This window comes from Nocardia sp. GTS18, from assembly GCF_013839555.1.
In the GTDB taxonomy this organism is placed as follows: domain Bacteria; phylum Actinomycetota; class Actinomycetes; order Mycobacteriales; family Mycobacteriaceae; genus Nocardia; species Nocardia rosealba.
In genome coordinates, this window is record NZ_JACBIU010000022.1 from 1 (window position 1) to 16596 (window position 16596).

The window sequence follows — 16596 nt, forward strand, 5'->3', positions numbered from 1 at the left end:
CCCCCACACCTATCCCCACAACCCCCTCACCTGGCGCGACCCCCTCGGCCTCATCCCGGACTCGTGCGACAGCGATTCGTCCGACGACGACACGCCCGATCCCAACACCGTCAACCCGCCGGACCCCACACCCACGCGACCGACCGCCGACACAGGGCAACCCCGTACCACACCGGATACAGTTCCCGATCCGAACGCCGACGCGGGCACTACGCGTCCGGGATCGAGCGACACAGGTCCGACGACTACCAACACCCCACGAGGCCATCAAGACCCGTTCGGCGACCGCCGCGATGCGGTTCGCGACCGGATCACCCCACCACGACGGGTCGTCGACGGACCCGAACTGGACCCCACCAATCCCGACCACGCGAATACGCGTGGCACGCTTCGCCCCGATGACTATCCGCTCCCCGTGCCGGACGGCCCCCCGACGCGAATTGTCAACGGAACAACCGATTCCGACACCCGGTACACCGACACGATCTACGGAGACCCACCGAACCACACAGTTGTTCGCGATTACCATCCACGCTCAGTCGAATACCCCTCGCGTGGCGGTGGCACCTTCAGAGCCCTACGCCACGAACAACACGTCATATTTCCCCGGGATGCGAACGGTGACGTCCGATCGGTCTCGCGATCCCAAGTCGGCGACAACGTGGTGCGCACCGAGTCTCATAACGGCCGCCACGTCTCCACCGAAGGTGTGATCCGCCACGACTTCTCGCGAGGAGACAGGGTCGACCGCGACAAGGACAGCGCTGAAAGTACGGCTGCTACCAACACCGGTCGTGAGGGCATCGACCCGACGGGCACAGGACTGAACTACGATGGCGGGCATGGGTCCAGCTACCGAACCACCCTGGACAGGGGGCTGGTCAATCTGTTCGCGCAAGAGCGGGTATTCAATCAACGACAATTCCGTGTGCTGGAGAACGCTATTGCTGATTGGCCGACGTCACGTCCCGGTCGAGAAGCACGCATATACTTCGAGACCGATCCACCCGGTGCCGAAACACCCGAAACTGTTGACGGAACCGTGAGATTGATCGATGCCAAGGGCAACATATTCCGGGATCTCGATATCGATTTCGACAATCGCGGCGGGAATACGTTCGAACGAAAAGATCACAAGATTCAACTCAAAGACTATCGAGCGTATCACGAATAGCAGACAGGAGTGAATATTGTCCGATTTCGATGAAGTAGAAGTCACCACTACCCTTGTGCAAGCGACTGGAGAAGCGGCCGCCGTTGCTTATCCGGATTGGACCTACGGTGTTTCGACGAGGGTCCTCCCTTCACGAGGTGTTGGAACCACGATCGTGGTCGCCTATCAAAGCAGCGAAGGAAAGGTGGCGGACCTGTGGGATCATCGCGACCTCAAACGGCTGATCCGCAAATCCTCGACCGCGCTGCTTGATGCACAAGGGGTCGAGTGCATGGGACTGAAATGTACCGTTGCACGGTCGGGCCAGTTCCGGATCGAGTATTCCTACGACATCGACGAAGCGATCAAGTGGGCGAACGAGGTCTTCAGCGGGCTTCCGCCTGCGGAACTCGTGGAAGTCCTGCGGCCACGTGACCTATGAGTGGTCGCACGAGGCCGTGCGCAGTACGCATGGTGACCGGCCGTTCCGATTCGGGGACAGTGGATGAGTGAAGTAGCGGTGGTGGCCCAGCGCATCCGGGATACGTTGGTGGACAGGGGATTCGAGCCGATATTGCGGCGCGGGTCCGGGGAAGTCGGCCGGTACCAGGAGTGGACCGGCGTGCCTGCTCCGGCCGAGGTTGCCGAGTTGTGGTCGGTTCTGGCTGGTCGGGACATTCTAGGGATGTGCCTGGAAGGCCCGGATTCCGCGGGGCAGTACGTGGCCGCGCGGGCGAACGAGGCCGAGTCCAGTGATCCGGGAGAACCTTTCGAGGAACTGGACGGCTCGACGGACGGTGCGGTGCGAAAGGTGTGGTGGGACCGCGGCTGGTGTGCCCTGTACGCGACGGCCGATCTCGCGATCGCAGTCGATTCGCATCCTGGCGCGAAAGGGCAGGTCGGGCAGGTCGTGTACTGCGAGATGGACATGTACGGCGACCGTGAAGCGGTATGGGAGTCGGTCGAGGATTTTCTCCGTGACCTGCTGGCGGTGGTTTCCTCGGACGGGTTGATCGTGGAGGACGGGTTCGGGTTGCTGGCGGGGACGGATGGTGACCGGTACCTGGTGTCGACGGCTGTCCTCGAGATGGGGCAGGCACGTCGCGATGGCCGCCCCGTTCCGCTGGTTGCGTTCGCCGACGACCGGCATTGAACAGGCGACCGCGGAACGCACGAAGGCCCCCTTCGGCACGAACCGGTGGGGGCCTTCGAACAGGTCGACTCAGAATGCTCGGCAGGAGCGGATGTCGGTGGCGAGGATCGCCTTGGCGCCGAGTTCGGCGAGGCGGTCCATCAGCTCGTTGCCCTGCTTACGGGGGACCAACGCGCGGACGGCGACCCAGTCGGGGTCGCGCATGGGCGAGACGGTCGGTGATTCCAGGCCGGGGGTGATGGCGGCGGCTTGGTCGAGCAGCGACTTGGGGCAGTCGTAGTCGAGCATCAGGTACTGCTGGGCGAACACCACGCCCTGGATGCGGTTGATGAGCTGGTTGCGGGCGCGGTCGTCGCGGTCGGCGCCCGTGCGTTCGATGAGCACGCCCTCCGAGTCGCACAGCGACTCGCCGAAGGCGACGAGGTTGTGCTGGCGCAGGGTGCGGCCGGAACCGACCACGTCGGCGATGGCGTCGGCGACGCCCAGCTGGATGGAGATCTCGACCGCGCCGTCGAGGCGGATCACCTCGGCGTCGATGCCGAAGCGTGCCAGGTCGGCGCGCACCAGGTTCGGGTAGGAGGTGGCGATGCGCTTGCCCGCGAGGTCTTCGACCTTCCAGTCCTCGCCGGCGGGGGCGGCGTAGCGGAAGGTCGAGCGGCCGAAGCCCAGGGAGAGGCGCTCGGTGACGGGGGAACCGGAGTCCAGGGCCAGGTCGCGGCCGGTGATGCCGAGGTCGAGCTCGCCGGAGCCGACGTAGATGGCGATGTCCTTGGGCCGGAGGAAGAAGAATTCGACCTGGTTGGCGAGGTCGAGGACGGTGAGGTCACGGGAGTCGGTGCGTTTGCGGTAGCCGGCCTCGCTGAGGATGGAGACGGCGGATTCCGACAGCGAGCCCTTGTTGGGAACTGCGACGCGCAACATGGAAGGTGGTCCTTTCGGGGATGACGGGAGCAGTGTCGAATCGGACGGATCAGCCGTCACAGATGTCGGTACACGTCCTCGAGCGTCAGCCCGCGACCCACCATCATCACCTGGACCCAGTACAGCAACTGGGAGATCTCCTCGGCGAGGGCCTCGTCGCTCTCGTGCTCGGCGGCCAGCCAGATCTCACCGGCCTCCTCGAGCACCTTCTTCCCCTGGAAATGCACGCCCGCGTCCAGCGCGGCCACGGTGCCCGACCCCTCGGGACGGGTCTTGGCACGCTCGGTCAGCTCGGCGAACAGGGACTCGAAGTTCTTCACGGTGACCGATTGTTTCACACCGTGCACAGCGGTTTTCCCGCGCACCACGGCCGGGGTGGGCCGGGGTGCGCGGGACACCGATCATGCCGCGAGCAACTCGCGCAGTTCACCAACCGCCGTACGCAGGTGGTCGGCGAAGGCGTACATCTGGTCGGCCACCGACTTCGGCGTGGCCAGGTAGATGTTCCAGCGGTCCGGCAACAGCACGTAGGCGATGCCGATACAGCGCGGACTGGTGGATCCGAAACCGAAGTAGCGGATGTACTGCGAGGGCGCCGAGCTGGTCGACAGGTAGTCGTCACGCATGACGGTCCAGCCGGGGCTGTCGAACAACGCGATCCGCTCACCGTCCACGCCGAGCTCGGCACCGCGGCGGCGCTGGATCCACTCGAGCTCCCACAGGTGCTGCTCGGGTGCCTGGCCCGCCTGGCATTCCTTGGCGCGGTTCACGTGCGCGGCGGCGGCGGTCCGCGCCGCGGCGAGCTTCGTCTCCTGGTCGACCTCGGGGTCGACCATGGCGTCGACGAAGGCCACCATCTCCGGCGTCACCACCCGCATGGCCTCGGTGCGGCCGTTGCGGAACTGGCGGGTGGCGATGGACTCGTAGGTCGCCCCGGTGATGCCCTTGCTGCGCCGGTGCGCGAGCTGATAGCTCAACTGCGCGAACGCGTCCGGCGAGATCCCCAGCTTCTTGGCGTCGGCGGTGCCGAAGTCGTCGAACGACACCAGCGAGGTGGCGGTGTCGGCGGCGAACTTCGCGAAATCCGCTCCGGCGGCGGCGATATCGGCCCGCGCCGCCGAGTCGAGTTCGAACTCGACCGGCTCCACGGCGGGCAGTCCCTGGGCCTTGGCGCCGCTGGTGGCGGCGTGGTCGTCGGCGCCGCGTTCGAGCAGCGCGTCGACGAACGACAGCACGGTTGTGCCGTCGAGCCCGCAGTGCTCGATATTGATGCCCGCCTGGCCGTCGGCGAAGACGATGAACGACACCGACTTGTCGAAGTAGCGGTTGCCACTGTCACCGTGCAGGAGCTGATCGCAGGCGTGCAGTTCGTCGCGGGGCGCGAAGTCCTCGAGGCACACGGAGAACAGTGCGGTCTCGATGGCGTCGAACGCCGCAACATTGGCGGGCACGGTGCGCAGGGCGGCCCGGCTGCGGGCCCATTCGGCGCGTGCCTTGGTGGTGAGATGGCCGACCGAGGTATCGGTGGCGGCGGGCTTGGTGCCCGCCTTGATCACCGCACGCAGCCCGTCGACGATGTCGGAGAACGCGTACGGCGCGCCGTCGGCCCCGACCACGTCCATCCGGAAGATGTTGCCGCGGTAGAAGACCGCGATGTGGCGGGCGTCGGAGGGCCCGGGCCATTCGTCGCTGTAGGGCTTGCGAACGGAGTCCTGCACCTCGCCCGGAATCCGGGTCTCGGAGAACAGGTACTTGTTCTGCCACATCGACAACTGCTGTCCACGCTGGGTGACCGGCGGGATCTTCTCCGCGTCCAGTGCCAGCTTGTAGTCGACAGCGGCGCCGATGAGCGCGGCGGCCCGCTCGGCCTGCTCCCCCACCGTCGACGACGCCAGCGGCGTGTCGTCGCGGAACAGGAACACGAAGTTGGCGTTGAGCGCGATCCGGTCGCGGCGGCCCAGGTAACGCGAGGGCCAGAACTCGTCGAGCCAGCTGCCGACACCGGGTGTGGCGTCGTATTCGGCCAGCGCGGCGTGCAGGGTGCGCCCGGCCCCACCGGGGCGCAGCAGCTCGGCTACCGCGCCCTCGGTGGTGGCGTATTCCTCGGCGCCGAGCAGCGGAGCACACCACTGCAGGAACCGCGCGCAACTGTCTTCCAGTGTCGGCAGCGGAACCCTGGGCAGGGTGTCTTCGGCGGCGAACGTGGGTTGGTTCAATCCAGATCCTCAGGTCTCGATGGGATGCGGGCGGGACAGGAACAGGTTGGCGTAGAGCCAGCCTTCGGCTTCGTGATCGGTGGTGTCGATTCCCTTGGCCGCCAACGCATCGAGTACCTGCTGACGTTCCTGCGCCGAGGCGAAGCGACGCTGCTGGAACATACCGGGCCGCTGCTCACTGCGATAGCCGAGCGCGGCGAGTTCGGCGGCGATGGGATCGAAGTCGAACATCCGCAACACGAAGTGCGCCATCCACGGTCGCTTGTGTGGATCGGCTTGCGCGACCCTGGACAGGGTTTTCTCGGTGATGTAGCCGACGCATCCGGTGGAGATCACCAGATCGGCGGAGGCGAGCACACGTCGCTGTGCCTCGGTGGGCTCGGTGGCCTCGAGGTCGGCGTGCACGTAGTCGTGCAGGAGTCCGGCGGCGTGGGCGTAGGTCAGCGCCGGGCGTGCGGCGTCCATCCCGATGAAGCGTACGTCGGGCATCAGGTCGATGCGTAACCGCTCCCGGTCCGCCGCGAGGAGGCCCACGCGATCGGTGTCGGCGTGGTCGCGGTAGTGCGTGGCCAGCTCGTCGACGGTGGTGTCGGTCCGCAGCAGCGCCGCGTTCACTCCGTAGGAGCAGCCCAGGTCGAGCACCGTCGGGATGCGGTCCGGGCGCGCGGCGCGCAACTGGCGCAACTGCTCGGCGAAATGCGGCTTCGCCAGTTCCGGGATCCGGTAGTCCAGCTCGTTCATCCGCGCGAAATACGCACGCGGATCCGGACTCTCGTAGATGTCGTCGAAGGATGCTTTACCGGTGGTGTGCAACGGAACGGACATGGGTTCCTCTCAGTCGAGCAGTCGGTCACCTCGGACGGCGGCGGCCGCGGCGGCCACGTGATCGGGTAGCACACGGCCGAACAGCTGCCTGGTGCGTTCGACAGTGCCGATCACCCCTGGCCGGTCCGTGTAGGCGAAGATCGCCGAATGTCGTTGTCCGGCACCGGTCACCTCGGTGACGCGGTGCAGAGAGAAGCGGCCCTTGAACAGTTGCAGGTCGCCGGGGCGCAGCTCGAGCGCCCGGATGAAGCGCCCGCCCTCGCCGGTGAGCACGGCCCGCACGTCGTCGAGATTCTCGGCGTGCGGATCGCGGATGTTCGGGCAGTACTCGAAGACACCGCCCGAGTCGGGGCGGCGGGTGAGCATGCTGACGGTGAATTCGTTGGTGTCGAAATGCCAGGGGTGCGACATGCCCGGCTCGACCACGTTCAGGCACAGCCCGGCCAGCGGGTCGGCGAATTCGTGCAGTTCGTCGAGTTCGAAGCAGTCGGCGACGAAGCGCTGGAACACCGGGTCGGTGTAGAGGCGCTGGATCAGCGTGTCGGTGGGGATGTGGTCGCGGGCGACGAAGGCGTTGCCACGGTCGAGCACGATGCGCGCCGGGTGATCGGCGGGCAGGTCGGCGTCGAGCGGGATGTTGTAGGCGTTGACCCGCTCCACCTTGTAGTGGGCGTGCGGGGCGATGGCCTCGCCCTCGGCACGCAGGGTGTCGAGCAGCTGCGGGCGGATGAATTCCCGCAGCACGGTACAGCCGTCCTCGGCGAGTTCGGCACGGGCCGCGTCGATCGCGGCCTGTCTACCCGGATCACCTGGATCGGTGAGTGGATACCGTGCGATGTCGACGATTTCGTCAAGCCCCCGCGTGCCTGTCATGGAAACAGTTTGCGCGAAAATTCCGTGACACGCCCGGGATTCGGTCGAATCGGCCAATCCCGAACAGATCACAGGGAGGTGAATTCATCTGCGCCACAACAGTTTTCGCACATTCCATCCCGATGACGGAATTATCACGGTAGGCTATTACGCCCTATCACGCGGTGGCAGTGGCCCGTTCGTCCCGTGCGGCGAAGGCGGCACGCAGGTCGGTCACCGACAATCCGATCAGTGACTCCCTGAATACCCGCCCGGCGACCTCGGGAACCTCGATTTCGCAGGGAATCACGATCACCGCGCAGCCGGCCCCCTGCGCGGCCAGCGCACCGGTCGGCGAGTCCTCCAGCGCGACACAGTCGGCGGGATCGACACCGAGCAGCTCGGCGGCCCGCAGGTAGACATCGGGTGCCGGCTTGCCGTGGGCCACCTCGTCACCGCAGACCGACAGGTCGAAGAAGTGCCTGCCGAGGGTGTCGAGACCGTATTCGGTGAGCGAGCGTTTGGTATTGGTCACCAGCGCGCAGCGCAGGCCCGCGGCGCGCACCATGGTCAGCGCGTCGAGCGCGCCGGGGCGCCACGGGATGGGGCCGAGCATCAGTTCGCCGACGCGGCGTTCGAGGAACTCCCCCGCCGCCGCGATCACCTGCGGGGTGGCGGTGACGCCGATGCCGTCGAAGAGCATGCGCAGGGCATTGGGTCCGGAAGCGCCGATGAGGGAGTGGCGCAGCTCGTCGCTCATCTCATGCCCGTGTTCGCGGGCCAGCTCACGCACCGCGATGTCCCACAGCTTCTCCGAATCGAGCAGCGTGCCGTCCATATCCCACAGCACCGCGGCCGGTCGCACGCTCACGTCTTCACTCGCCTCGTTCTCGTCGTCTCGCGGCCACCAGCACTCGCGGAGCCCGGTCAAGCCTAACGGGTTCGACCTATACGCCTGATCCGGCGATCTGGAGGTTGCCCGCGTCGCCGGTGACCTGGATCCACCGGTTCTCCGAGCTCACCGACCCGTTGGTGAGGTGATAGGTGAGCGAGACGACGGCCCGGTCGGGGCCGCTGGGGGTGATCGATCCGACAGTCACCGAGCGCACTGTCGACCAGAACGACGAGTACTGGCCGAAGCCGCCGGTCTCGGCCTGGTAGCCGGGGGCCAGGCGCGACCAGGCGCCGCTGGTGTTGCCGGGCAGCATCCCGTAGTAACCCGCGATGAACTGGTTGATGCGTTCGGGCGTCGGTGGGCCGACCGGTGTCGTGGTGACGGTGGTCGTGGTGGGGCGCGGGGTGGAGGTCGCGCTGCTCGTGGCCGGGGTGGAGGTGGGTGCGGTGGTGACCCCGGACGGTGCCGGCGCCGAGACGGTAATCGTCTCCTGCTCGGGCACGATCACGACGGTGCTCACCTTGCCGTCGACCATGGTGGTCACCGTGACGGGCGAGGGCGGGTCCTGCGCCTGCTGTCCGGCGTCGCCGCCGCGGTCGCGGGTGACCACCAGCACTACCAGCATCACCGTGAATGCGGCGACGGCGGCGGCAAGCAACAGCACGGCGCGGTTGTTCGACGAATCGGTCCGCGGCGGCGCGACAGGGAAGGCGGGCGGCCTGCCCGACGAATGCCCGCCGGTATCACCTACACCACCGATGAATTCGGTCGCGGCGGCGGAGTCGATGTCGTTCGCCGAGGCCTCGGCGTCCTGGACACGCGGTTCGGCCGGGGGCGGTGGTCCGACCAGGCCCCCGGTGGGGCTCGACGATCCGCCGGTGATCGCCGAGCGAGCCGCCTTCGCGAGAGCCAAACCGCTGCCGAGCAAGCCGGCGGCCTTCACTCCCCCGCTCTCGGGTGCGGGCGATTCGGCGGGCGTCGCACCGAGCGCGAGCACCTTGGTCGCGGTGGCGGGCAGGGCCGGAACACGTCCTGCCGCAACGTCTTCCAGTGCGCGCCTGGCCTGTGCCATGGTCGGGCGTTCGGCGTCGTCGGCGGTGAGCAACCACATCAGCACCGGTCCGAGCGGGCCCGCCTTCTTCGGTTCGGGCACCACCCCGCGCGCGACGGCGTGCAGGACGGCGAGGGGATTGTCGCCCTCACCGAACGGCGGCGCGCCTTCGACGGCGGCGTAGAGGGTGGAGCCGAGGGCGAACACGTCGGCGGCCGGTTTCGGGTTGTCACCGCGGGCGATCTCGGGCGCCAGATAGGCGGGCGTGCCTGCCAGGAACCCCGTCGCGGTGACGGTGACGTCGCCGGTGGCATGCGAGATGCCGAAGTCGGTGAGCTTGACGGTGCCGTCGTCACCGACGAGCAGGTTGGCCGGTTTCACATCGCGGTGCATGATCCCGGCGTCGTGCGCGGCGGACAACGCCGCCGCGGCCTGCGCACCGATCCCGGCCACCTCGATCGGTGACAGCGTCGCTCCACCGGAGATCTTCACCGCGAGGCTCGGCGCGTTCATGTATTCCATGACCAGCCAGGGCTGGCCGTCCTCTTCGGCGACATCGAAGACGGTGATGGCGTTGGGGTGGTGCAGGCGCGCGGCGATGCGACCCTCGCGCATGGCCCGCAATTTCGCTTCCAGCGCTTGGGTTCCGGTGAGGCCCGGCGCGAGCAGTACCTGCTTGACCGCGACGGTGCGCCGCAACCGGACATCGGTGGCGCGCCACACCACCCCCATCGCACCCGTGCCGATCGGGTCGGTGAGTCGATAGCGTCCCGCGATCAACCGATCCGATGTCATAACGTGTGCCCCTCCTGCTTACCGCCGAGTCGTCCAGCCCTCCGCGCCACAGCGGGATGAAACTTTCGAAAATCCTACGTGCCTCAGTGCTGCGATTCCGTTGCCAACCGTCGACCACCATGGTCTACCCATCGCGTTCGTGATCAGATTCACAACGGGCACAGGGCGAATCGGGCCGGTCCGCGGTGGACCGGCCCGATCACCGAACACCGAAGTCAGGCGTTGAAGTACTTCGCCTCGGGATGCAGCAGGACGAAGGCGTCGGTGGACTGCTCGGGATGCAGCTGCAGCTCTTCCGACAGCGTCACCCCGACCCGGCCCGCGTCGAGCAGGTCGACCAGTTTCGCCCGGTCCTCGAGGTCCGGGCAGGCACCGTAGCCGAAGGAATACCGCGCACCCCGGTAGCCGAGCTTGAAGTAGTCCTGCACATCGGCCGGATCGCTGTCGGCGACCGACTGCCCGTCGATGCTCAGTTCCTCACGCACCCGGCGGTGCCAGTACTCGGCCAGCGCCTCGGTGAGCTGCACGCCGATACCGTGCACCTCGAGGTAGTCGCGGTAGCTGTCGCCCGCGAACAGGGCGTTGGCGAAGTCGGCGATGGGCTGACCCATGGTGACCAGCTGGAAGGGCAGCACGTCGACCTGACCGGCCTCGCGAGCCTTGTCCCGCGAGCGGATGAAGTCGGCGATGCACAGGAACCGGTCGCGCTGCTGACGCGGGAAGGTGAACCGATACCGTTCGGGCGCATCGGGTTCCGGCTCGGTCAGCACGATGACCTCGTCGCCCTCCGACACCGCCGGGAAGTACCCGTACACCACGGCGGCGTGCTGCAACACGCCCTCGGTGGCCAGCCGGTCGAGCCAGTACCGCAGCCGCGGACGGCCCTCGGTCTCGACCAGTTCCTCGTAGCTCGGCCCGTCACCAGCACGCTGCCCGCGCAGACCCCACTGCCCGAGGAACAGCGCCCGCTCGTCGAGCAGACCCGAATACTCCGCCAGCGGAAGGCCTTTCACCACACGCGTGCCCCAGAACGGCGGAGTCGGAACCGGCTGATCGGCCGCCACGTCGGAACGCTCGGGCACCACGATGGGCGCCTCGGCGGCCTTGCGCTCGGCGGCGATCCGCTTGGACCGTTCGTGGCGGGCCTTGCGCTCGGCGGCTTTCTTCTTCGCCTCGATCGCCTCGGGGCTGTCGGGGTCGAGGCCACCGCCGCGCTTGACGGTCATGATCTCGTCCATCAACCGCAGACCCTCGAAAGCGTCACGCGCGTAATGCACCTCACCGTCGTAGACCTCGGTGAGGTCGTTCTCGACGTAGGAGCGGGTGAGCGCGGCACCACCGAGGAGCACCGGGAACTGCTCGGCCACGCCCTTGGCATTGAGCTCGGCCAGGTTCTCCTTCATCACCACGGTGGACTTCACCAGCAGGCCGGACATGCCGATCACGTCGGCCTTCTTGTCCTGGGCGGCGTCGAGGATGGTGGCGATGGGCTGCTTGATGCCCAGGTTCACCACCTCGTAGCCGTTGTTGGACAGGATGATGTCGACCAGGTTCTTGCCGATGTCGTGCACATCGCCCTTCACCGTGGCCAGCACGATGCGACCCTTGCCGGAGTCGTCGGTGGCCTCCATGTGCGGTTCCAGGTGCGCCACAGCGGTTTTCATCACCTCGGCCGACTGCAGCACGAACGGTAGCTGCATCTGGCCCGAACCGAACAGCTCGCCGACGGTCTTCATGCCCGACAGCAGTGTCTCGTTGATGATCTGCAACGGCGGCACCGATTTCATCGCCTCGTCCAGATCATCGCCGAGACCGTTGCGTTCACCGTCGACGATGCGGCGTTCCAGGCGTTCGAACAGCGGCAGCGCGGCCAGTTCCTCGGCGCGCGAAGCCTTCGAGGACGCGGTCGACACGCCTTCGAACATCGCCATCAGCGTCTGCAGCGGGTCGTAGTCCTCGCCGCGGCGGTCGTAGATCAGGTCGAGGGCGGTCTCGCGTTGCTCGTCGGGAATCCGGCTCATCGGCAGGATCTTGGAGGCGTGCACGATGGCCGAGTCGAGACCGGCCTCCACGCACTCGTGCATGAACACCGAGTTCAGCACCTGCCGGGCGGCCGGATTCAGGCCGAAGGAGATGTTGGACAGACCGAGGGTGGTCTGCACCTGCGGGTGGCGGCGCTTGAGTTCACGGATCGCGTTGATGGTCTCGAGACCGTCCTTGCGCGATTCCTCCTGGCCGGTGCCGAGGGTGAAGGTCAGCGTGTCGATGATGATGTCGGACTCGGCCAGCCCCCAGTTGCCGGTGATGTCGGCGATCAGCCGCTCCGCGATGGCGACCTTGTGCTCGGCGGTGCGGGCCTGGCCCTCCTCGTCGATGGTCAGCGCGACCACGGCCGCACCGTGCTCGGCGACCAGCGCCATGATCTGCTGGAATCGCGACTCGGGACCGGCACCGTCCTCGTAGTTCACCGAGTTCACCGCGCACCGGCCGCCCAGGTGCTCGAGCCCGGCCTGCAGGACCGCGACCTCGGTGGAGTCGAGCATGATCGGCAGGGTGGACGAGGTGGCCAGGCGCGAAGCCAGCTCGTTCATGTCGGCGGCGCCGTCGCGGCCCACGTAGTCGACGCACAGGTCGAGCATGTGGGCGCCGTCGCGGGTCTGGTCCTTGGCGATCTCGAGGCAGCGCTGCCAGTCGGCGGCCAGCATCGCGTCGCGGAAAGCCTTGGAGCCGTTGGCATTCGTGCGCTCACCGATCATCAGGATCGACGCGTCCTGCTCGAACGGCACGGCGGTGTACATGCTCGATACCGCGGGCTCGTGCTCCGGGTGACGGCGATCGTCGATCGGCGGCAGCGTCTTCTCGACCTCGCGCACCGCCTCGGCGACCTGACGGATGTGCTCGGGCGTGGTGCCACAGCAACCACCCACCATCGACAGCCCGAACTCGGAGACGAAACCGCTCATCGCGACGGCCAGCTCCTCGGCGGTGAGCGGGTACTCCGCCCCCTTGGCACCGAGCACCGGCAGACCCGCGTTCGGCATCACCGACACCGGAATGGTGGCGTGACGCGACAGATGGCGCAGGTGCTCGCTCATCTCGTCGGGCCCGGTGGCGCAGTTCAGGCCGATCATGTCGATACCGAGCGGTTCCAGCGCGGTGAGCGCCGCACCGATCTCGCTGCCGACGAGCATGGTGCCGGTGGTTTCCACCGTCACGTGGGTGATGATCGGGATCCGGCGACCGGCGGCGAGCATGGCCCTGCGGCTGCCGGTGATCGCGGCCTTGACCTGCAGCAGGTCCTGGCAGGTTTCGATGAGGATGGCGTCGGCGCCGCCGTCGAGCATGCCGAGCGCGGCCTCGGTGTAGGCGTCACGCAGCGCGGCGAACGGGGCGTGGCCCAGCGTCGGCAGCTTGGTGCCCGGGCCCATCGACCCGAGGACGTAGCGCGGGGTGCCGTCGGCCGAGGGGCCCATCTCGTCGGCCACCTCGCGGGCGATGCGGGTGCCACGCTCGGACAGATCGCGGATCCGGTCGGCGATGTCGTAGTCGGCGAGGTTGGGCAGGTTGCACCCGAAGGTGTTGGTCTCCACCGCGTCCGCGCCCGCCGCGAAGTACGCGCGGTGGATCTCGGCGAGCACATCGGGGCGGGTGTCGTTGAGGATCTCGTTGCAACCCTCGAGGCCGCGGAAGTCGTCGAGCGTGAGGTCCGCGGCCTGCAACATCGTGCCCATCGCACCGTCGCCGATGACGACACGGCGTCGCAGCGTGTCGAGGAGCGTGGTATCGAAAGTGGTGGGCAAGGACGCAGGCATGGTTCAAGACTAGTGGGCGCCTCCGACACACGAGACCACTGTCGGTGATCCAGTGGCCCGGGCCACACAACACGCAACCCTGCCGGTCGCCACAAAACAATTGGCACAAGACACTAGGCTGACCTGGTGGATGCCAGTGAGACCCCCGAGACGGAACTGCCGACGTTGCGCAATCCCGTGCTGGTCGCGGCCTTCGAGGGCTGGAACGACGCCGGAGATGCCGCCAGTGGCGCGGTCGAACATCTGGAGTTGCTCTGGGACTCCGAGCCGCTGGCCGAACTCGACTCCGAGGACTATTACGACTACCAGGTGAACCGGCCGACCGTGCGTCAGGTCGACGGGGTGACCAGGGAGATCCAGTGGCCCTCGACCATGCTGTCGGTGTGCTCCCCACCCGGCAGCGACCGCGACGTGGTACTGCTGCGCGGGATCGAACCCAATATGCGCTGGCGCAGCTTCTGCAACGACCTGCTCGAGTTCATCGAACAGCTGGGCGTGGAGACGGTGGTGATCCTCGGCGCGTTGCTGGCCGACACGCCGCATACCCGGCCGGTGCCGGTCACCGGTTCGGCCTACAGCCCGGAGGCCGCCGAGCGATTCAATCTGGAACAGACGCGCTACGAGGGTCCGACCGGCATCACCGGTGTCCTGCAGGACCAGTGCGTGAAGGCAGGCGTGCCCGCCGTGTCGTTCTGGGCCGCGGTGCCGCACTACGTGTCGCAACCGCCGAATCCGAAGGCGACGATCGCGCTGCTGCACCGGGTGGAGGAAGTCCTCGACATCGAGGTGCCGCTCGGCGAGCTGCCGGCTCAAGCCGAGGAGTGGGAGGCCGCGGTGAACGAGATGACCGTCGGCGACGAGGAGATCAGCGAATACGTGCGCTCGCTCGAGGAACGGGGCGACGCGGCACTCGATCTCAACGAGACGATGTCGAAGATCGACGGTGACGCGATCGCCGCGGAGTTCGAGAAGTACCTGCGCAGGCGCGGGCCGGGAAGCTTCGGGCTGTAGACCCGACGCACCGGCCCGCTCGGGCCGCTGCCGTCAGGATGGTGGTTCGGTATCGGAGGCCGCCATCTCAGCGCTCCAGGGTGAGGACTTGGGCGGCGGCCTCGTGCGCCAGCTTGGCGATCAGCATGTCGCGCGGAATCGTCTGCCCGGCAAGGTGATCGAGCGACGGGACCACCACGTGGTGCGCGTCGGCCCGCTTCAATTCCTGGGTGAGCTCGGCGAAGGCCGCACCGTCACCCGCGGTCGATTCATGGAACGTCGCGGCGAAACACATCCCCGCCGTAGCCGCGAGGCTGCGTAGCGCATCCTCCAATTGATCGCCCTGGCCCTCGGCCAGATCGTCACGCAAGTATCCATAGATCAACGCTTCCACCCGAACCTCCGTTGGATTGGGATCGCTGTTCTGTTGTCGGATCCCCCCGCGCGGCGCCAGCCGCCGCGCGGGGGTACTGCGTTGCCTCGCAAGCTCTCCTGCGGGGCGGGTGATCGGTCCGGCCGAGCACCTACTTACAGCATGCGCATTCGTGCTCCGTTGTAGCAGATGTCAAACCGATGACATCTACGTGCCCTATCCGGGACGCCGAACGTTAACTGGTGGAATACTACGGCCGTGACCGCAACTGATGATCGACCCGTCTGGGCTGTCCGGATGCGCTCGGAACGTGACGCGAGGGGATGGTCGCAAGCCGACGCCGTCCGCGCGATGCGTGCCAAGTCCTCACACAACCTGCCGACGGACAGTACTCTGCTGCGCAATTGGCGCCGCTGGGAGTCCGGTGAATCACGACCCGACGAGTTCTACGCGCCGATCATCGCGGCCGCGTTCGACACCGTCCCCGCCGCGTTCTTCCCCAAGTCCCGTCCCAACCGCGATGACGAGCTGTTATCCGCAACCGGTATGGACACACTCGAATTCATCGGCAGGCTACGCATGTCCGATGTCAACAGCGCCACCCTCGACGCGGTGCGGATCACCGCCGAACGGTTGTGCTGCGAGTACGCCTATGCCGACCCGCACGAGCTGCACGCCGAGGGAACCGCGTGGTTGCGCCGGATCACCTCGCTGCTCGACGGCCGACTCACCCTGAGCCAGCATCGGGAAATCCTCGTACTGGCCGGCTGGGTGGCGTTGCTGGTGGGTTGCGTCGACTACGACCTCGGCCACCGCGCGGGCGCGGAAGCCACTCGGCGGGCGGCGGATTCGCTCGGCCGCGAGGCGGGCAACCCCGAGATCGTCGGCTGGGCGGCGGAGATGTCGGCGTGGTTCGCGTTGACCCAGGGCAATTTTCGCGGCGCCATCGACGTCTCCGAGAAGGCGATGGCGGGGACCACGTCGATGGGTGTCGGGGTGCAGCTGGCCGCGCAACGCGCCAAGGGCTGGGCGCGCCTCGGCGATCGCCGGGCGGTACAGACCGCGCTCGACGAGGGCCGGGCGATCCTGGCGCGGATGGGCCATCCGGCCGATCTGGACAACCACTTCGTCGTCGACGCAACGAAATTCGACTTCTACGCCATGGACTGCTGCCGGGTGGCCGGGCAGGACCGGTTGGCCGAACGCTATGCCCAGCAGGTGATCAAGGATTCGACCCGGCCCGACGGCAGCGTGCGCAATCCCATGCGCGTGTCCGAAGCCCGGCTGACGCTCGCCGTGGTCGCGGTGCGTGATCGCGATCTGGAGCGGGCGGTGGAGGAAGGGATCGCGGCGTTCACGGCGGGCCGCAAGTCGCTGCCGTCGCTGGCGTGGATCGCGGGCGAGGCGGCGCGCGAGATCATCGAACGCTTCCCCGGTGATCCGCGCACCCAGTCGTTCCTCGAGCAGTTGCGCTCGCTCAACGTCGGGTGAGCGCGGCGGCGATGCCACGCCGATCCGGGACGGGTCGGACGGAGCAGGGGTCGGTCACCACTAATCTGT

13 protein-coding genes and 1 pseudogene are annotated in these 16596 nt (G+C 67.2%); 5 read left to right on the top strand and 9 right to left on the bottom strand.

The window, feature by feature from the left end:
• The 3 genes and pseudogenes from HYG95_RS24545 to HYG95_RS17480 form a co-directional block, all read left to right on the top strand.
• Nucleotides 1–1174: pseudogene (locus HYG95_RS24545) on the top strand (hypothetical protein); the annotation flags it as partial.
• Between the two features lie 16 nt (nucleotides 1175–1190).
• The gene (locus HYG95_RS17475; protein ID WP_181699057.1) at nucleotides 1191–1595 is read left to right on the top strand and encodes a hypothetical protein; all 405 of its coding nucleotides are present in this window, start codon (nucleotides 1191–1193) and stop codon (nucleotides 1593–1595) included.
• A gap of 81 nt (nucleotides 1596–1676) precedes the next feature.
• The gene (locus HYG95_RS17480) at nucleotides 1677–2306 is read left to right on the top strand and encodes a hypothetical protein (protein ID WP_181699059.1); all 630 of its coding nucleotides are present in this window, start codon (nucleotides 1677–1679) and stop codon (nucleotides 2304–2306) included.
• Nucleotides 2307–2375: 69 nt separating this feature from the next.
• On the opposite strand, the gene hisG is transcribed toward HYG95_RS17480, so the two are convergent.
• The 8 genes from hisG to metH form a co-directional block, all read right to left on the bottom strand.
• Nucleotides 2376–3227 carry an ATP phosphoribosyltransferase gene (gene hisG / locus HYG95_RS17485; protein WP_181699061.1) on the bottom strand — a complete coding sequence of 284 codons (852 nt, stop codon included), beginning with the start codon at nucleotides 3225–3227 and terminating at the stop codon, nucleotides 2376–2378.
• Nucleotides 3228–3283: 56 nt separating this feature from the next.
• Nucleotides 3284–3565 (bottom strand): phosphoribosyl-ATP diphosphatase, encoded by a 282-nt coding sequence (locus HYG95_RS17490; protein ID WP_308017178.1) that lies wholly within the window; start codon nucleotides 3563–3565, stop codon nucleotides 3284–3286.
• Nucleotides 3566–3628: 63 nt separating this feature from the next.
• The gene (locus tag HYG95_RS17495; RefSeq protein WP_181699063.1) at nucleotides 3629–5443 is read right to left on the bottom strand and encodes a choline/carnitine O-acyltransferase; all 1815 of its coding nucleotides are present in this window, start codon (nucleotides 5441–5443) and stop codon (nucleotides 3629–3631) included.
• Between the two features lie 9 nt (nucleotides 5444–5452).
• On the bottom strand, nucleotides 5453–6268 hold the full coding sequence (locus HYG95_RS17500) for a class I SAM-dependent methyltransferase (RefSeq protein WP_181699065.1): 816 nt from the start codon (nucleotides 6266–6268) through the stop codon (nucleotides 5453–5455).
• Nucleotides 6269–6277: 9 nt separating this feature from the next.
• Nucleotides 6278–7141 carry an arpA protein gene (locus HYG95_RS17505; protein WP_181699067.1) on the bottom strand — a complete coding sequence of 288 codons (864 nt, stop codon included), beginning with the start codon at nucleotides 7139–7141 and terminating at the stop codon, nucleotides 6278–6280.
• A gap of 157 nt (nucleotides 7142–7298) precedes the next feature.
• Entirely contained in the window at nucleotides 7299–7991 is a 693-nt protein-coding gene (locus HYG95_RS17510) for an HAD family hydrolase (protein WP_370465833.1), read from the bottom strand.
• 76 nt (nucleotides 7992–8067) lie between these two features.
• Nucleotides 8068–9861, bottom strand: coding sequence for a serine/threonine-protein kinase (locus HYG95_RS17515; RefSeq protein WP_181699069.1), 1794 nt, complete (start codon nucleotides 9859–9861; stop codon nucleotides 8068–8070).
• A 215-nt stretch (nucleotides 9862–10076) separates the two neighbouring features.
• Complete coding sequence (metH, locus tag HYG95_RS17520; protein ID WP_181699071.1) at nucleotides 10077–13673, bottom strand: methionine synthase; 3597 nt, start codon at nucleotides 13671–13673, stop codon at nucleotides 10077–10079.
• A gap of 126 nt (nucleotides 13674–13799) precedes the next feature.
• Between metH and HYG95_RS17525 the strand changes: the two genes are divergently transcribed.
• On the top strand, nucleotides 13800–14684 hold the full coding sequence (locus HYG95_RS17525; protein WP_067492062.1) for a PAC2 family protein: 885 nt from the start codon (nucleotides 13800–13802) through the stop codon (nucleotides 14682–14684).
• 67 nt (nucleotides 14685–14751) lie between these two features.
• Here HYG95_RS17525 and HYG95_RS17530 read toward each other — a convergent pair whose 3' ends face one another.
• Complete coding sequence (locus HYG95_RS17530) at nucleotides 14752–15057, bottom strand: hypothetical protein (RefSeq protein WP_067492061.1); 306 nt, start codon at nucleotides 15055–15057, stop codon at nucleotides 14752–14754.
• A gap of 237 nt (nucleotides 15058–15294) precedes the next feature.
• Between HYG95_RS17530 and HYG95_RS17535 the strand changes: the two genes are divergently transcribed.
• Complete coding sequence (locus HYG95_RS17535) at nucleotides 15295–16527, top strand: XRE family transcriptional regulator (RefSeq protein ID WP_225282360.1); 1233 nt, start codon at nucleotides 15295–15297, stop codon at nucleotides 16525–16527.
• The last annotated feature ends 69 nt before the right edge of the window (nucleotides 16528–16596 follow it).